This window comes from Bacteroides sp. An51A (genome assembly GCF_002161565.1).
GTDB classification, from domain to species: domain Bacteria; phylum Bacteroidota; class Bacteroidia; order Bacteroidales; family Bacteroidaceae; genus Phocaeicola; species Phocaeicola intestinalis.
The window spans coordinates 154577-169570 of sequence record NZ_NFIC01000006.1 but is presented as its reverse complement, the minus strand read 5'-3'; the positions used below and the strand labels follow the sequence as shown (position 1 = coordinate 169570).

Genomic DNA, 14994 nt, shown 5'->3' with positions numbered 1-14994 from the left:
TTGAACACCGTATAAATTCACTAATTAAAAGGAGAATAAATTATGAACAAGGATTATCCAACAATCGCACTGGGAACATGGTCGTGGGGCAAAGGAATGGCCGGAGGCGACCAGGTATTCGGGAACAACGTGGGGGTGGAAGAACTTCGCCCCGTATTTGACGAGGCAATAAAGAACGGGCTGAACCTGTGGGATTCGGCTGTGGTATATGGCATGGGCGCATCGGAAACCGTCCTGTCATCGTTCACCAAGGAATGCAAGCGCGAAGACGTGCTCATCTCCACCAAATTCACTCCACAGATTGCCGACGAGACGGCAGCCGACCCCGTCGCCGCCATGTGCGAGAGCAGCCTCTCCCGTTTCGGCACGGACTATATCGATATGTATTGGATTCACAATCCGGCAGACGTGGAACGCTGGACGCCTTATCTTATCCCGCTGGTAAAGAGTGGCAAGGTGCGCCGTGTGGGAGTTTCCAACCACAACCTGGCGCAGATAAAGCGTGCGGAAGAAATCCTTTCGGCGGAAGGTGTGCATGTGTCCGCCGTCCAGAACCATTATAGCCTGCTCTACCGCTCGTCGGAGAAAGCCGGCATCCTGGACTACTGCAAGGAGAACGGCATCGACTTCTGGGCATACATGGTGCTGGAGCAGGGCGCGTTGAGCGGAAAATACGACACGCAGCATCCGCTTCCCGCAGGGAGCCAGCGTGGTGAGACTTACAATCCGATGCTTCCGCAGATAGAGCAGTTGGTAAGCGTGATGCGCGTCATCGGCGAGAAGTACGGCGTATCTCCCGCACAGGTAGCCTTGGCGTGGGCAATCGCCAAAGGAACTACACCGATAATCGGAGTGACGAAAGTGTCGCAGGTGCAGGATGCGGTCAAGGCTTCGCAGATTTCCCTCACGGCAGACGAAATCGGCCGAATGGAGGAAGCGGCGGAAAAGACAGGAGTGGATACGCGCGGCTCCTGGGAAATGCCGATGATTTGAGTATGAACCTGTAAAAACAAAAAACTTATGCCAGTAATTACCATAGAAGCCGCCAAACTGACCAAGGAGCAGAAAGCGGTAATGACGAAAGAGATGACAGAAACAGCCTCGCGGGTGATGAATCTTCCGCCGCAAGCGTTCTATGTGTTCATCAAAGAGAACGAGCCGGACAATATCGGCGTGGGTGGAACCCTGCTGTCTGACAAGAAAGAGTAGGTAGGGCTTGGCAGCCAGCAGTACGAACTGGTAAGGCTGGACTGACGTTATAAAAGAGGACTTGTTTATGAGAAAGCTGATTATGATGATATGCCTGATGCTGTCGGTCCTTACTCCGGCAGCTCAGGCGCAGTCAAAAACGACAGACAATCAAAATAAGACGAATATGGAAAGCAACACTATCAAACTGACCGTGGAAGGCGGACGGACATTTACCGCCACATTGGAGGACAATTCTTCCGCACAGGCACTGAAAGAGCGTCTTGCCAAAGGAAACATCATCGTGGAAATGAACGACTACGGCGATATGGAAAAGGTAGGTTCACTCGGCATCAACCTGCCGCGCAATGACCGTCAGACCACGACCGGACCGGGCGACATCATCCTCTATTTGGGGAATAACCTCGTCATTTATTACGACACCAATTCATGGAACTTCACGCGCGTCGGCAAGGTTGACGGGGTTTCGACCCGCAAGGAAATGCTGGACTTGCTCGGCGGTACCGGGAAAATCTCCGTGACCCTGTCACTGGAATAATAGACACATTTAACACTTTTGATTTATGAAAAAGATAACGTTTTTATTATTGATAACAACAATGATTAATATTCAAGGAATTATGGCACAAGAAAAAGTTACAGGAAACGCCGTAGCGGACGGCAGGGAGGCATTTCTGAAGGAAATGATATTCCCGATCGGAGAACCTAACTCTGCATATGCACAGTATTTCATCGGCAACAGCTATCTGGCTCCGATATCCAAAGAGCAGATACCGTTCAGCAATGTGACGTTCGAGCCGGGCTGCCGCAACAACTGGCATATCCACCACGCCACGAAAGGCGGCGGGCAGATGCTTGTCTGCGTGGCCGGCAAGGGCTGGTATCAGGAGGAAGGCAAGCCTGCGGTACAGATGCTTCCGGGCGATGTCATCCACATACCTGCCAATGTGAAGCACTGGCATGGGGCAGCAGCGGACAGCTGGTTCGCGCATCTTGCCTTTGAAGTGCCGGGAGAAAACTCTTCCAACGAATGGCTGGAACCTGTGACTGATGAAGAATATAATCGGTTGGAGAAATGAGATTGCTCACTTTGTTGCTCGCAGGAATGTCTCTCAGCTCCGTTTCCCTTAGCGGACAGACGCTCGATGTCCATACCCACATCATCATCCCCGAATACATGGAAGTGCTGAAAGCGCACGGGGCGGAGTTGGAAGAGACATTCCCGTTGCCCGCATGGAGTGCGGAGCGGCACATTGCCTTTATGGACAGTGCAGGCATCCGTACCGCCGTGCTGACCATGCCTGCCCCGCAGCCGTATTACGGTGATGCAGAGGAAAGTGCCCGGTGCATCCGCCGGGTGAATGAGGTTTCAGCGGAGGTGAAGCGGCAATATCCTGATCGGTTCAGGTTCTGCGCCGCCCTGCCATTGCCCGATGTGGATGCCGCCATTCGTGAAGCCATCTATGCGCTCGACACCTTGGGCGCGGACGGTGTGAAGCTGGCGACCAACAGCCGGGGGCAATACCTGGGCGACGAAGAACTCGACCCTTTGATGAAAGTGCTGAACGAGCGTCACGCCGTCATCATCATCCATCCACACCGCCCCACGCCTTATCCTGAAGAAATCATCGCCACCACACCGCTGGCGATGTACGAATATCCGGCGGAGACCACCCGCGCCGTGGTGAATATGCTGGCAAGGAACGTGCTTGTGCGCTACCCGAACCTGAAAGTGGTCGTGCCCCATTGCGGTTCGTTCCTGCCGTTGGCGTTGCCGCGCATGAAGTCTATCCTCCCTGCCATGGTGAAGCAAGGCTACATGCAGCCGATAGATTGGGAAGGCAACCTTTCGCGCCTCTACTTCGACTTGGCGGGCAGTCCCACCCTCGAAGTCTTGCGGTCGCTGCTCACCATCACCACGCCCGGCCACATCCTTTACGGTTCGGACTATCCCTACCTGCCTGATGCCGTGCTGAAAGCCAACCTGCAAAGGCTGAAACAGACGCTGGATGCGGACGAGGAACTTGCCGGATATGAGGAAATGTTTTTATGGGAGAATGCGGAGCGGCTGTTTGATGGAAACGCTACCGATGAAAGATGACCCCGGAAGTGAGCCTACATCAACCCGGATGTGATGTACCATCACCCCGGACTTCATCATACATCAGTTCCGGACTCATCTTTATTAACATTTGCAGCCAATATCGCCGACAACGCCAATCCGCTGGAATAAGCACCGTCCGAGGCTCGGATAGCACTTATTCTGGCGGATAAGCATTATCCGAGGGGTCGGACAATGGTTCTTGAAGAAAAGAAGCACTGTCGGAGGCTCGGACAGCACTTATTCTGTAGTTTTAGCCCTGTGGAAGCCCTCGGACGGTGCTAAAAATCTTCCGGAAGTCCCGTCCGAGATATTTTTGGGGATTGGATTGTGCCTAACAGGCGGACATCATCCCCGCATCTTCCCGACGGATTCCAACGGCGTTGATGTCTTCCTGCTTCTTGAAAAGGCCGGTCGTCATCCTAATAAGACAGAAGAAAAGCAACCGACTGTCATTCCCGTTTCCCGTATTTCTTCTCAAACAGCTCCACATTCCTGTTGCCCCACTCTATCATGGCATCGATAATGGGGATTAACGTCATTCCCAAAGGGGTGATGGCATATTCGGAACGGGGCGGCAGCTCGGGATAAATGGTCTTGGACACCAACCCGTCTTCCACCAGTTCTTTCAGTTGGAGGTCAAGCACACGCGGTGTGGCTTCGGGAAATATCTTATGGAGTTCGCTCGGACGTAACGGTTTGTGGCGTAACTCATCCAAGATGCAAGACTTCCATTTCGAGCCCATCAGACTCATGGTAAGCCGCAAGGGGCAATCCAAATCGACGGGTATCTTTCTTTCGTACATAGGCTTTTCGTTGTCAGATTCTTACTGGCACAAAGATAGGGATAATTGCTCTAAACCGGGATATACCGAATAATTTTTCAGTATATGAATAATTTTTCGGTACTTGTGCGTATGGTAACTATCCGGTACCTTTGCATCGATTAATAACACATTAAACAACAAATTATTATGAGAGCAAGCATTGAAGAATACAAGGCGGTGGAAGAAGCTGCCATGAAGTTTGTGAAAAGCGTAGCGGAAGGCAACAGCCGGTATGCAAAGGAACTGTTCATCGACGAGGCTGTGCTGTTCGGCTACCTGGACGGGCAACTGGAACATGGCAGCATCGAGCAGTTTTACAGGAATGTGGATACGGTAGGTGCGGGCAATGACTTCAAGGCACGGATAGACGTGGTGGATGTGGAGGAAACTCTTGCCGTAGTCCGTGTGCTGGAAGAGAAATGGGGCGGCCGCATCGATTTCACCGATTACCTCCTGCTGATGAAGATGAACGGCGAATGGAAATGTGTGGCAAAAGCCTATAACCAGAACTCGGACACGATACAAAAATAAGGAGGAAAGGAAATGAAGATAGTGGTTGTTACCGGAAGCCCGCGCAAGCATGGCAACAGTTTTGCCATGACGGATGCGTTTATCCGGGAAGCCGAACGGTGCGGGCATACGGTCAAACGGTTTGATGCCGCATTCATGAAGATAGGCGGTTGCCATGCTTGCCAAACTTGCTTCAAGACCGGTAAAGCATGTTCTTTTGACGATGACTTCAACCTGATTGCACCCGTAATTCTGGAAGCCGATGCCGTGGTGTTCACTATGCCTGTCTATTGGTATTCCATCCCGGCACAGATAAAAGGAGTGATAGACCGCATTTATTCATTCTGTGTGGCCGGCAAAGACATATCCGGCAAGAAATGTGGCCTGATAACCTGTTGCGAAGAACAAGACCCCACCGTTATGGACGGAGTACGCATCCCTGTCGAACGGTCGGCGGCCCTGCTGAAATGGGACATCGTAGGAGAAGTGCTTGTCCCCGGCGTGTTGGAAACGGGCGACATTGACAAGACAAACGGTTGCAGGCAGGCGGCGGAACTGGCGCATAAATTTTAAGTCCTATGAAAGTATTGCTTATCAACGGCAGCCCCAATAAAGAGGGCTGCACTTATACCGCTTTGCATGAATTGGAGATGACCTTGCAGGCAAACGGCATCCAAACGGAACTACTCTATCTGGGCAAGAAACCGATAGCAGGCTGCATTGCCTGCGGAAGCTGCATGAAGACGGGACATTGCTTCCGGGAGGACTTGGTGAAAGACATACAAGAACGGTTGGACGAGTTTGATGGCATCGTTATCGGTTCACCCGTCTATTACAGTGCACCGGCAGGTCAGCTTGTGTCTTTTCTAAACCGGTTGTTCTATGCCGCCGAATCCCGGATGGCAGGAAAAGTCGGTGCGGCTGTGGTTTCATGCCGCCGTGGAGGAGCTTCCGCTACATTCGAGCAACTGAACCAATATTTCACCATCTGCAATATGCCGATTGTTGCTTCACAGTACTGGAACTCGGTTCACGGATTTACTCCGGATGATGTACGCAAGGATAAAGAAGGACTGCAAACCATGCGTACATTGGGACAAAATATGGCTTGGCTGTTGAAGTGCATTGAAAGTGGCAAGCAGAACGGAATAAAGAAACCTGAATATGAAGCAAGGGTACGCACCCACTTCATACAAGACAAATATGAATAACCATAAACAAAGTAGAAAAGCTGTTTCGCGTCCGCCGAGACAGCTTTTTCTCCGTCAGTCAACCATTCTTTGTCAAGAACATCCGTTTCTTCCCCTTGTCAGTTCGATGGCTTCTTTTCCGGTCATCTGCTCTACTGTGATTTCTATCATCAGCAAATGATTGAACCCTTTGGCCATTTCAGCCTCCATGCCCGCTTCGCCATGCGAATACTTGTCGGCCAGCAGGTTTAAGGCATTTCGTTTTTCGTTCTCGTCGGTCAGTATGCGGGCCTTGCCAAAGACTATCACGCTCCGGAAATAGGTGGTAAACTCGGCCGGCTTGACCTCATCCTGCTCCACTACGCAGAACGAGACCTTGTCATTCCGCAGGATGGCATCCACTTTGTGCCCTTGCATGGCACTGTGGAAGTAAATTTTGCCATCGGCATATACATAACTGACAGGGACGGCATACGGATAGCCGTCATCCCCATGAAGAGCCAACGTCCCGTTTGTCATCCGTTCAAGAATGGCAACGCTTTCTTCTGTTGGCAACAATTGCCGCTTACGGCGCATTTCTCTAAACATATTCTTTTGTTATTAAACCATTTTCAAACCAATAATAGACCCAATCAGTGTAGCCATAAAGAAGATGCGGGCAAAAGAAGCCCGTTCGTGGAAGCATACGATTCCAAGCAATACCGTCCCCACCGCTCCTATACCTGTCCAAACCGGATAGGCGGTACCGATAGGCAACGTCTGTACGGCAAGGGCAAGCAGCCACATGCTGATTATAAGGCATCCTATAAAGCCCGTAATCCATAGGTGATATGCTTTGCCTTTCTTTCCTTTCATTTTGCCGAGGCTGAACGCAAAAGCCGTTTCAAACAATCCGGCAACAATCAATGTTATCCAATCCATACGCGCAAGGTTTAATGTGACACCATTTTCAATCCCACAATCGAAGCTATCAGCGTGCTGATGAAGAACAATCGGAGGAACGATGCAGGCTCGTGGAAAAACACAATGCCTAATACTACCGTTCCTACCGCCCCGATGCCCGTCCATACGGGATAGGCGGTACCGATAGGTAATGTCTGTACTGCCTTGGCAAGCAGCGTCATGCTAAGTGTAAGGCTGGCAAGGAACCCGGCACCCCAAAGATACCATTCGGTGCCTGACACTTCTTTCATCTTCCCCAAACAAAAAGCAAAGCCGGATTCAAAGAATCCGGCAACAATCAGAATAATCCAGTTCATACGGCTTTCTTATTTTTTGATAATATGTAAAATATATGTGCAAAAGTAGTGTTTCCCCAGCATATTCCATTTTACATTTGATAAAAAATTCCATATTTTTCCTCACTTATTAGATTTTTTAACTTTCTACCAAACAAAAATTGTTTGGCAGAAAAGTATCCTCCCGTTAGTCAATTATTTATTGGGCATCAATGATTCCCTGTAAGCCTTTGGCGACATGCCCAGATGTTTGGTCACATAACGGCTGAAATAAGAAAGCGTCGTGAAGTTCATCTCCTCCGCTATCTGCACAATGGAAAGTGTTGAATTTTCAAGGTATTCCTTTATCATCGGGACGGTGTAACGGTCGATGTAGCAAGTAACGCTTTTGCCCGTCTGTCGTTTGACGGTATTGGACAGGTATTTGACGGTTACATTCAGTTGTTCCGCATAATAAGCGACTTCCCGATATTTCTTGCTGCGTCCGCTTTCCAGCAACGCCATCAGTTCCTTTACGACATACATGCTCCTGTCCGTGGCGAATACCGGCGCACGGCTCTTGGCATGAAAATAAAACAGGTCATAAATCAGAGAAAGCGCAAGCCCGCCTATCAGTTCGCGGTAAAACAAATGGCCGGTATCGGCAATGCGGTCGCGGATATTGTGTATGTCGCGCACCAATTTCCCCGCATCTTCTTCCGACAATGAGATGATGGGGTTGTCGTACAGGCTGATGCCCCCTCCTATGCCGTAATTATTTGCAGGAAGCTGGTTGGAGAGGAAATCAAGCGGAGCTGCCAAAACTTCCACTTGCAAATCTTCACTCTGACCGACTACATTCACCTGCCGGGGCGCATTGATGACAACAGCGTCATACTTCTTCACGTGAAACGGACGGCCGCCGTAAGTAAAGAAGCCTTCCCCTTGCAGGCACACCAGATGGATGCACCAGTCCTTCTGCCTCACCGAACCTATCTGCTGGAACTGCGTGGAATATACTATTTTCAGTTCTTTATCCTTTGCCATGTCGCAAAATTACGGCATTACCCGGAGGATACAAAACGATTTGTGCTTTTAGTGAAAGATTAGACACCTTTTGTGAAACACAAGGGACGCAAAGGCAACGTAACTTTGCACCGTACCCCCAAACGGGTAGCAGAAACAAGGATAAACCGAAAAGAAGGAATAATAAATGAGAAAGATTATGAAACAGACATCCATTACATTGAACAACGGTTGCCGGATGCCCCAATTCGGGCTTGGCGTATTTCTGATAACGGGCGATGAGGCTACGCGAAAGGTCTGCCTCGATGCCATCCGCTTAGGCTATCGCCACATTGACACGGCTCACGCTTACGGGAACGAGCGGGGCGTGGGACAAGCAGTCAGCAAGAGCGGCCTTCCCCGCGAAGAACTGTGGATAACCAGCAAGCTCTGGCCCAGCGAGTATGGCGAGGGCAAGACCATGGCAGGCATCGACAAGATGCTTTCCCGTTTGGATACTGATTACATCGACCTGCTCCTGCTCCACCAGCAGTTCGGCGACTACCTCGGCGCATGGCGCGACATGGAGAGAGCCGTTGCAGCCGGAAAGGTGCGCAGCATCGGATTGAGCAACTTCGAGTCATCCCGATTGGAAGAGGTGCTGGAAGCGGCTCAGACGAAGCCCGCCGTCCTACAAGTGGAATGCCATCCCTACTACCAGCAGAAGGCATTGAAGCAACACATCGCCCCTTACGGGACGGTCATCGAAAGCTGGTATCCGCTGGGGCACGGCGATGCAGGGCTGTTGAACGAGCCGCTTTTCGGCCGTCTGGCGCAGAAATACGGCAAGACCAATGCCCAGATTATCCTGCGCTGGCACATTCAGGAAGGGAACATCGTATTTCCGAAGACCATGAACCCGAAGCATCTGGCGGAGAACATCGACATCTTCGACTTTGCCTTGACAAGTGAAGAAATGGCGGAGATTGGAAAGCTGGACAAGAACCAACGCTATTTCACGCTGAATCTGGAAGAGCAGGAGGCGCATCTGAGTCAGTTCATCCCGGCAGACTGAAATTCCTGTCGGCGGTGCTTGCGAGAACCTCTGTCCGGCACTGAGATACCCTAAGTCCGGCACTGAGATAGCCACGGTCGCCGAGGCTAAAAATCTTCTGCAAGCACCGTCCGCACCCGACGACGGCACTTATATTTTTTCGCGAGCCCTTTCGTCGCTGACGACAACGCTTATATTTTTCCGCAAGCCCCGTCGTCGCCCTCCGACAGGGCTTATATTTTTTAGCAAGCGCTGTCGGCGGCGACGACAAGGCAAGAAATAAATGATAATTACAAAAAGCGATAGATGTGGACAACGAAAACAAAAAATAGAGAATAATCCCGCAGCGATATCCCCCGCGTTGCGGGATTTTCATTAATTCCGCAGCCCCTGACAGTATTCCGACGGCGTGATGCCCTCCTGCTTCTTGAACATCCGGCTGAAATGCTGGGTGTATTCGAAGCCGAGGCGGTCGGACACCTGCGAGACGGTCTCGCCTGCCGCCAGCCCGTTCTTGGCAAGCCGGATGACGAAGCGACGGATATGGTTGCTCGCCGTGTCGCCGGTCGTCTTCTTGATGACGTCGCCGAAGTAGTTGGCAGACATGCAGAGCCGGTCGGCGCAATACTGCACGGTGGGCAGGCCGAGCGTCAGTTGGAGCTTGTCCTCGAAATAGTCGTGCAGCAGGCTGTTGAAGCGGACGAGGATGTCGGAGTTCTCAATCTTTCGGGTGACGAACTGGCGGTTGTAGAACCGCTGGCAGAAGTTGAGCGCCAGCTCGATGTAGCTCACGAGGATGGCCTGTTGCAGCCCGTCGGGCTTCCCCGCAAGTTCCTCCCGTATCTGGCGCATCAGCGAGACAAGGAGGTCGTGCTCCTCGTCGGTCATGTGCAGGGCCTCGTTGATGCGGTAGTCGAAGAAGGAATACTCCCGGATGCGCCTTTCGAGCGGGAAGCCGTGCAGCAGGTCGGGATGGAACAGGAGCGCCCAGCCCGCAATCGCCACCCGCTCGCCGTTGTCCTCCTTGCCGCCCACCTGCCCGGGAGCCACGCAGAGCAGCGTCCCCTTGTTGTAGTCGTACTTGCCGCAGCCATAATCGAGGTCCACGCCGGCATCGTCCCTGAGGAACAGCCCGTACACGCTGTAATTGTTCAGGCTGTGGCGTATGGGCGACACCTCGGCATAGTCGATGACGCTGACCAGCGGGTGCTGCTCCGCGCATCCGACGTAGCGGCTGTAATCATTCACGTTCCTTACCTTCAATATCTTGCTCATCGTTCTTTCTATTTGACCGATACAAATATAACGTTTTTGGGGGAGACGGGCGAGAAAAACGGGAAGGAAACGCTTGCCCCACTCCCTAAATTTCTATATCTTCGCAAAAAACAACTCAAGCTATATGAACAACTTGATTATTCGTCCTATCCGTCCGGAAGAAACAATTCTTTTATTGGATTTCTTATACGAAGCTATTTATCAATCTGATACTTCCCAACCGATTCCGAGAACTATTCTCCAGCAACCTCCACTTTGGAAATATATCGACAATTTCGGGAGTCGGAAAGGTGATTTGTGTGCGGTCGCAATCATTGATAACTTGATAATTGGAGCCGTGTGGGTTCGGTTTGTCCGCTCCTATGGCTTCGTCAGTGAGGAACTTCCCGAGTTATCGATTTCGCTTTATCCCGAATACAGAGGTCAAGGCATCGGCACACAACTGATGCTATACATTCAGAAAATGTTGAAAGAAACGGGTTGTTGTGGCGTTTCACTTTCTGTCAGCAAACAAAATAGAACTTTCCGATGGTATCAGACATTAGGTTTCTCCATTGCCCAAGAGAATGAAAGCGATTACGTCATGGTCAAATACTTGAATCCTGCCGGATAACCGCCGCCGATTCAGTCGACGGCACAAATCCTGCAGGAGAAGCCCTGTCGATTCAGTCGACGGCACAAATCCTACAGGAGAAGCACTGTCGACTCAGTCGACAGCACAAATCCTGCAGGAGAAGCATCGTCGACTCAGTCGATGGCACGAATCCGGCAGGATTGGCACTGCCGACTGGTTTTCCGTATATAATTTGTCCCGACGAATAAAAAAGACTATATTTGTCAACGAAAATTTTTGTATCACCCTTAAAATTGAAGCGTATGAAACAACTATCAACATTGAATATTGCCCGTCTCCGCACGGAGGAATGCTTCGGCTATCTGAAACAAGTCGAGACCGAAACGGCGAACCTGCCTATCGGTAGCGAAGAAGAACGTCCGGGCGGACTGAGCACGATGTCCGCTACGGATTCCGTATTGGAAACAAAGGTCAGCGAGTTCACCACCGCTGTAGATGCCTTCGACGATGCGCTGAAAGCCTCCGCCGTCAATCCTGCCACCGCCACGGCGACCGCGACCGACGATGCGCGCGACGCTTCTTGGCGCGGGGCGAACAACTACACGGCGGCGATGTGCGCCCATCCCGATGCGGAAATCGCCACATACGCCACCGAGGCGAAATCGCTCTTCGACAAGTACGGCGACCCCACGAAGCTGGCGCAGACGGAGGAAAGCGGCGTGCTGCACAACCTCCTGCAAGACCTCGAAGCATTGGACGCAAGCAAGCGAACCGCCCTTGCCCTCGATGTATGGATTGCCGACTTGAAGGCGAAGGAGGAAGCCTTCCTTGCCGCTGCCGCCGAGCGCACCGAGGCAGACGCTGCCCGTCAGGTGGGCATCGTGAAGGAAACCCGCACCGCCGCCGAAGCCGCCTACCGCTCGCTCATTGATACGGTCAATGCCCTTGCGATGATAAACGGCGACACGGCATACGCCACCTTCATCGACCACGTGAACGCAATGGCTGAGCGGCAGAAAGCCATCTCGAAGGCACGCTCCACGCGGGCGAAGAAAGAGGACGAGAAGCCGGGCGGACTTTGATTCGTTGCGCAAGAATTAAGATGAAAATAAAAGTGACATTGCCATGAGTCCCAAGATCAGACAAGATGCGGCAGACAGCTTATCTATAAGACTTGCGGTAAATTTCCACGCAGTCCTCGTGTGACATTTCCACGGGGTCTGCCGTGAAAAGACCGGCGGTTGTTTCGCGGGCATTCGTGGCAAACTGTTCAAACTCATCGGGACGGATGCCATAGTCGGACATCTTCAGTTCGTCCACCCCGCAGGCACGCTGCAAGTCAACGAGCGTCTTCACGAAGTCCATCGGCTCGCTGGCATCCTCTTTTCCAAGCATCTTTGCCATTTCGATGAAGCGTTCGCCACGGACTTGGCGGTTGATGAAATAGGTATAATATTCGCGCGAAATCATAATCAGTCCGGCACCATGCGGCAAGGCAGGATGATAGGCGCTCATCGCATGTTCCATGGCATGTTCGCTGGTGCAAGAGCCAATCATCATAGCATACCCGGACATGGTGTTGGCAAAGGCCACGTGTTCACGGGCTTCCATATCGCGTCCGTTTTTCACGGCACGGGCCAGGTACTTGCCTACATTTTCAATGGTAGCCCGTGCCACCATGTCGCACATCAGGTTAATCCCACGGCTGATGTAGCATTCCGTGGCCTGCAATAAGGTGTCAAAACCCTGATAAGCCGTGAAGGCAGGCGGGACGGTTGCCATCAGTTCAGGGTCGACGATGGACAGTGTCGGGAAGAGGACCGGATAAACGATGCCCATCTTTTCGTTGGTATCGGGATTGTTGACGACACCGCCGCAATCCACTTCCGAACCGGTACCGGCCGTGGTGGTAATGGCTACGATGGGTAATGGATGGTTTTCAATAGGTTTCCCTTTGCCCGTACCGCCTTGTACATAGTCCCACAGGTCACCTTCATTGGTTGCCATCAGCGCAATTGCCTTTGACGCATCCATCACGCTGCCTCCGCCCAAGGCAACCACAAAATCGCACTGTTCCTGCCGTGCCGTGGCTGCACCTTCCATGATGACCGATTTCAGCGGATTGGCGCCAATCTTGTCGAACACCACATAGTCCGCGCCGGCCGATTTCAGTTGGTTTTCCGTGCGTTCCAAGTAGCCGTTGGCACGCATGGACTTTCCGTTTGAGATAACCAGCAAGGCTTTCTTTCCGGGCAACTGCTGTTTGCCCAATTCATTCAGCGCCCCTTGTCCGAAATACCACAAGGTAGGCAAAAATACTTTGAAGCTCATACAAATCCTTTCTTTATTAATTATCCTTGTTTATTTTGCAAATTTCTCTTTATCCAGATACTTGACCACCCTGGCAGGGTTTCCTACCACCACAGCGTATGGCGGCACATCCTTTGTAACGACGCTGGCTGCTCCCACGATGGCATATTCGCCCACCGTCACGCCCGGCAAAATGGTGCTTCCGGCTCCAACCCAGGCGCCACGGCAGATATGGATGGGTTTGCAGAGCAGCAGGGGACGGTCGTAAGGGTCGTGGTTGTTGGTGATGAGTTGTGCATTGGCGGCTATCATGGCATCATCGTCAATCGTGATGCCTCCGGCTGACATCATCAGGCTGTTGTTCATTACCATCACACCTTTACCAATCTTCACGGTGCTGGCAAGCACGAGTGTAAGCGGCGCCATCACCATGCTGCCTTCGCCAATGTTGTCCTGAAACAGTTCGTGGAGCACGGCATTGTACTCATCGGTGCCGGGCATCGTATGGTTCAGTTTGAATACCAAGCGGGCGGTGCGCTGACCGTCGGCTTCGCGTTCCTGGTCGGGAATTCTGAGGTCTACAACTTTTTCTTCCATAATCATTTTATTTATCCTGTTACCTTTAGTTCTATTACGGTTGCAAAAGTAGGCCAAACACCGGGATTCATGCTTATACGGATTACTGAATGAAGTATATGTTTTACAGAAACACTCCTTTTACCACATAATACCCAATCGCTTTGCAATAATAATCCATAGTTTTCAGTAAATTTGCGCTCGTTAAAAGGAAAGAATCATGAGCGATATTTTGGACTTGAAGACAATAGACGATTACAACCGGTTTCATGGGTTGGAAACGCAGCATCCGCTGGTCAGTTTTGCCGATTTCTCACAAATGGGAAAGTGCCCCCACCGCCGTATGCGTTTAGGTTTCTATGCCGTTCTGCTGAAAGAGGAAATATACGGGACGCTGACTTACGGACGCAACAAGTATGACTACGAGGCAGGTACGCTGGTTTTTATAGCACCCGGTCAGGTGATAGGAATTGACGACGGCGGCTATACACCACATCCGCAGGGATATGGCTTGTTTTTCCATCCTGATTTGATACGGGGCACATCGCTCGCCCACAAGATGAAGGACTATACGTTCTTCTCATACGAGGTGAATGAAGCCCTACACATGTCCGAACGCGAACGGCAAACCATCTTCAACTGTTTCGGAGAGATAGAAGAGGAACTCAGGCACGACATTGACAAGCACAGCCGGAGCATCATCGTTTCCAACATTGAGGTACTGCTCAACAACTGCCTTCGTTTCTATGACCGCCAGTTCGCCACCCGTTCCGTCCTGAACAGCGATGTATTGACCCGCTTCCACACACTGCTGAACAATTATTTCAGTTCTGGCAAACCAGAGGAGTTGGGATTGCCTTCGGTGGCCTGGTGCGCTGACCAACTCCATTTCTCTGCCAACTATTTCGGCGACATGGTAAAGAAAGAGACGGGAAAATCCGCTATCGAATGCATCCATCAAGCAGTCATTGACAAAGTAAAAGACCTTCTTCTTGAAACAGACAAGACAATCAGCGAGATAGCCTACGAGACAGGATTCAAGTACCCGCAACACATGACCAGATTGTTCAAGAAAATAACCGGATGTGTTCCGAAAGAGTATCGGGAAAATGCGAAAACTGTATAACAACATCAACCAATTCAATT

Annotated in this window: 19 protein-coding genes and 1 pseudogene; 12 read left to right on the top strand and 8 right to left on the bottom strand. The window is 51.3% G+C overall.

The features are described from left to right. The first annotated feature begins 42 nt into the window (after positions 1–42). From B5G04_RS13035 to B5G04_RS13015, 5 genes and pseudogenes are all read left to right on the top strand, one after another. Entirely contained in the window at positions 43–993 is a 951-nt protein-coding gene (locus tag B5G04_RS13035; RefSeq protein ID WP_087397610.1) for an aldo/keto reductase, read from the top strand. A gap of 27 nt (positions 994–1020) precedes the next feature. Then, positions 1021–1209 carry a 4-oxalocrotonate tautomerase DmpI gene (dmpI, locus tag B5G04_RS13030; protein WP_087397608.1) on the top strand — a complete coding sequence of 63 codons (189 nt, stop codon included), beginning with the start codon at positions 1021–1023 and terminating at the stop codon, positions 1207–1209. 67 nt (positions 1210–1276) lie between these two features. Continuing rightward, positions 1277–1747, top strand: a complete 471-nt coding sequence (locus tag B5G04_RS13025; RefSeq protein ID WP_087397606.1) for a cyclophilin-like fold protein — start codon at positions 1277–1279, stop codon at positions 1745–1747. 130 nt (positions 1748–1877) lie between these two features. Next, positions 1878–2288, top strand: a pseudogene (locus B5G04_RS13020) (cupin domain-containing protein); the annotation flags it as partial. Then, entirely contained in the window at positions 2285–3310 is a 1026-nt protein-coding gene (locus B5G04_RS13015) for an amidohydrolase family protein (protein WP_087397604.1), read from the top strand. The pseudogene B5G04_RS13020 and the gene B5G04_RS13015, both read left to right, overlap by 4 nt. A gap of 452 nt (positions 3311–3762) precedes the next feature. On the opposite strand, the gene B5G04_RS13010 is transcribed toward B5G04_RS13015, so the two are convergent. Continuing rightward, on the bottom strand, positions 3763–4116 hold the full coding sequence (locus tag B5G04_RS13010) for a helix-turn-helix domain-containing protein (protein ID WP_087397602.1): 354 nt from the start codon (positions 4114–4116) through the stop codon (positions 3763–3765). Between the two features lie 168 nt (positions 4117–4284). On the opposite strand from B5G04_RS13010, the gene B5G04_RS13005 reads away from it, so the two are divergent. The 3 genes from B5G04_RS13005 to B5G04_RS12995 are packed head-to-tail and all read left to right on the top strand — an operon-like array spanning position 4285 to position 5858. Next, positions 4285–4668 (top strand): nuclear transport factor 2 family protein, encoded by a 384-nt coding sequence (locus tag B5G04_RS13005; RefSeq protein ID WP_087397599.1) that lies wholly within the window; start codon positions 4285–4287, stop codon positions 4666–4668. A gap of 12 nt (positions 4669–4680) precedes the next feature. After that, positions 4681–5220 carry a flavodoxin family protein gene (locus B5G04_RS13000; RefSeq protein WP_087397597.1) on the top strand — a complete coding sequence of 180 codons (540 nt, stop codon included), beginning with the start codon at positions 4681–4683 and terminating at the stop codon, positions 5218–5220. Positions 5221–5225: 5 nt separating this feature from the next. Beyond that, complete coding sequence (locus tag B5G04_RS12995; RefSeq protein ID WP_087397594.1) at positions 5226–5858, top strand: flavodoxin family protein; 633 nt, start codon at positions 5226–5228, stop codon at positions 5856–5858. Between the two features lie 72 nt (positions 5859–5930). Here the strand turns inward: B5G04_RS12995 and nim are convergent, their stop codons facing one another. The 4 genes from nim to B5G04_RS12975 all read right to left on the bottom strand — a co-directional run bounded on the left by nim (position 5931) and on the right by B5G04_RS12975 (position 8101). Continuing rightward, a complete protein-coding gene (gene nim, locus B5G04_RS12990) occupies positions 5931–6425 on the bottom strand; it encodes a NimABCDEF family 5-nitroimidazole reductase (protein ID WP_044302102.1) in 495 nt (164 codons plus the stop codon). Between the two features lie 12 nt (positions 6426–6437). Continuing rightward, positions 6438–6758, bottom strand: a complete 321-nt coding sequence (locus B5G04_RS12985; RefSeq protein ID WP_087397591.1) for an SMR family transporter — start codon at positions 6756–6758, stop codon at positions 6438–6440. Between the two features lie 11 nt (positions 6759–6769). Further along, positions 6770–7096 carry a multidrug efflux SMR transporter gene (locus B5G04_RS12980; RefSeq protein WP_087397589.1) on the bottom strand — a complete coding sequence of 109 codons (327 nt, stop codon included), beginning with the start codon at positions 7094–7096 and terminating at the stop codon, positions 6770–6772. Between the two features lie 174 nt (positions 7097–7270). Next, positions 7271–8101 carry a helix-turn-helix domain-containing protein gene (locus B5G04_RS12975; protein WP_087397587.1) on the bottom strand — a complete coding sequence of 277 codons (831 nt, stop codon included), beginning with the start codon at positions 8099–8101 and terminating at the stop codon, positions 7271–7273. Between the two features lie 178 nt (positions 8102–8279). On the opposite strand from B5G04_RS12975, the gene B5G04_RS12970 reads away from it, so the two are divergent. Continuing rightward, positions 8280–9134 carry an aldo/keto reductase gene (locus B5G04_RS12970; RefSeq protein WP_087397751.1) on the top strand — a complete coding sequence of 285 codons (855 nt, stop codon included), beginning with the start codon at positions 8280–8282 and terminating at the stop codon, positions 9132–9134. Between the two features lie 354 nt (positions 9135–9488). Here B5G04_RS12970 and B5G04_RS12965 read toward each other — a convergent pair whose 3' ends face one another. Further along, complete coding sequence (locus tag B5G04_RS12965) at positions 9489–10388, bottom strand: helix-turn-helix domain-containing protein (protein WP_087397585.1); 900 nt, start codon at positions 10386–10388, stop codon at positions 9489–9491. Positions 10389–10512: 124 nt separating this feature from the next. Between B5G04_RS12965 and B5G04_RS12960 the strand changes: the two genes are divergently transcribed. Then, entirely contained in the window at positions 10513–11001 is a 489-nt protein-coding gene (locus B5G04_RS12960) for a GNAT family N-acetyltransferase (RefSeq protein WP_087397583.1), read from the top strand. A 263-nt stretch (positions 11002–11264) separates the two neighbouring features. Then, positions 11265–12044, top strand: a complete 780-nt coding sequence (locus tag B5G04_RS12955) for a DUF6261 family protein (protein ID WP_087397581.1) — start codon at positions 11265–11267, stop codon at positions 12042–12044. 79 nt (positions 12045–12123) lie between these two features. Here B5G04_RS12955 and B5G04_RS12950 read toward each other — a convergent pair whose 3' ends face one another. Together B5G04_RS12950 and B5G04_RS12945 are read right to left on the bottom strand one after the other, a co-directional pair. After that, the gene (locus B5G04_RS12950) at positions 12124–13293 is read right to left on the bottom strand and encodes an iron-containing alcohol dehydrogenase (protein WP_087397578.1); all 1170 of its coding nucleotides are present in this window, start codon (positions 13291–13293) and stop codon (positions 12124–12126) included. A gap of 30 nt (positions 13294–13323) precedes the next feature. After that, the gene (locus B5G04_RS12945; protein WP_087397749.1) at positions 13324–13869 is read right to left on the bottom strand and encodes a galactoside O-acetyltransferase; all 546 of its coding nucleotides are present in this window, start codon (positions 13867–13869) and stop codon (positions 13324–13326) included. Positions 13870–14068: 199 nt separating this feature from the next. Between B5G04_RS12945 and B5G04_RS12940 the strand changes: the two genes are divergently transcribed. Beyond that, positions 14069–14974 carry a helix-turn-helix domain-containing protein gene (locus B5G04_RS12940; RefSeq protein WP_087397576.1) on the top strand — a complete coding sequence of 302 codons (906 nt, stop codon included), beginning with the start codon at positions 14069–14071 and terminating at the stop codon, positions 14972–14974. Positions 14975–14994 lie beyond the last annotated feature (20 nt).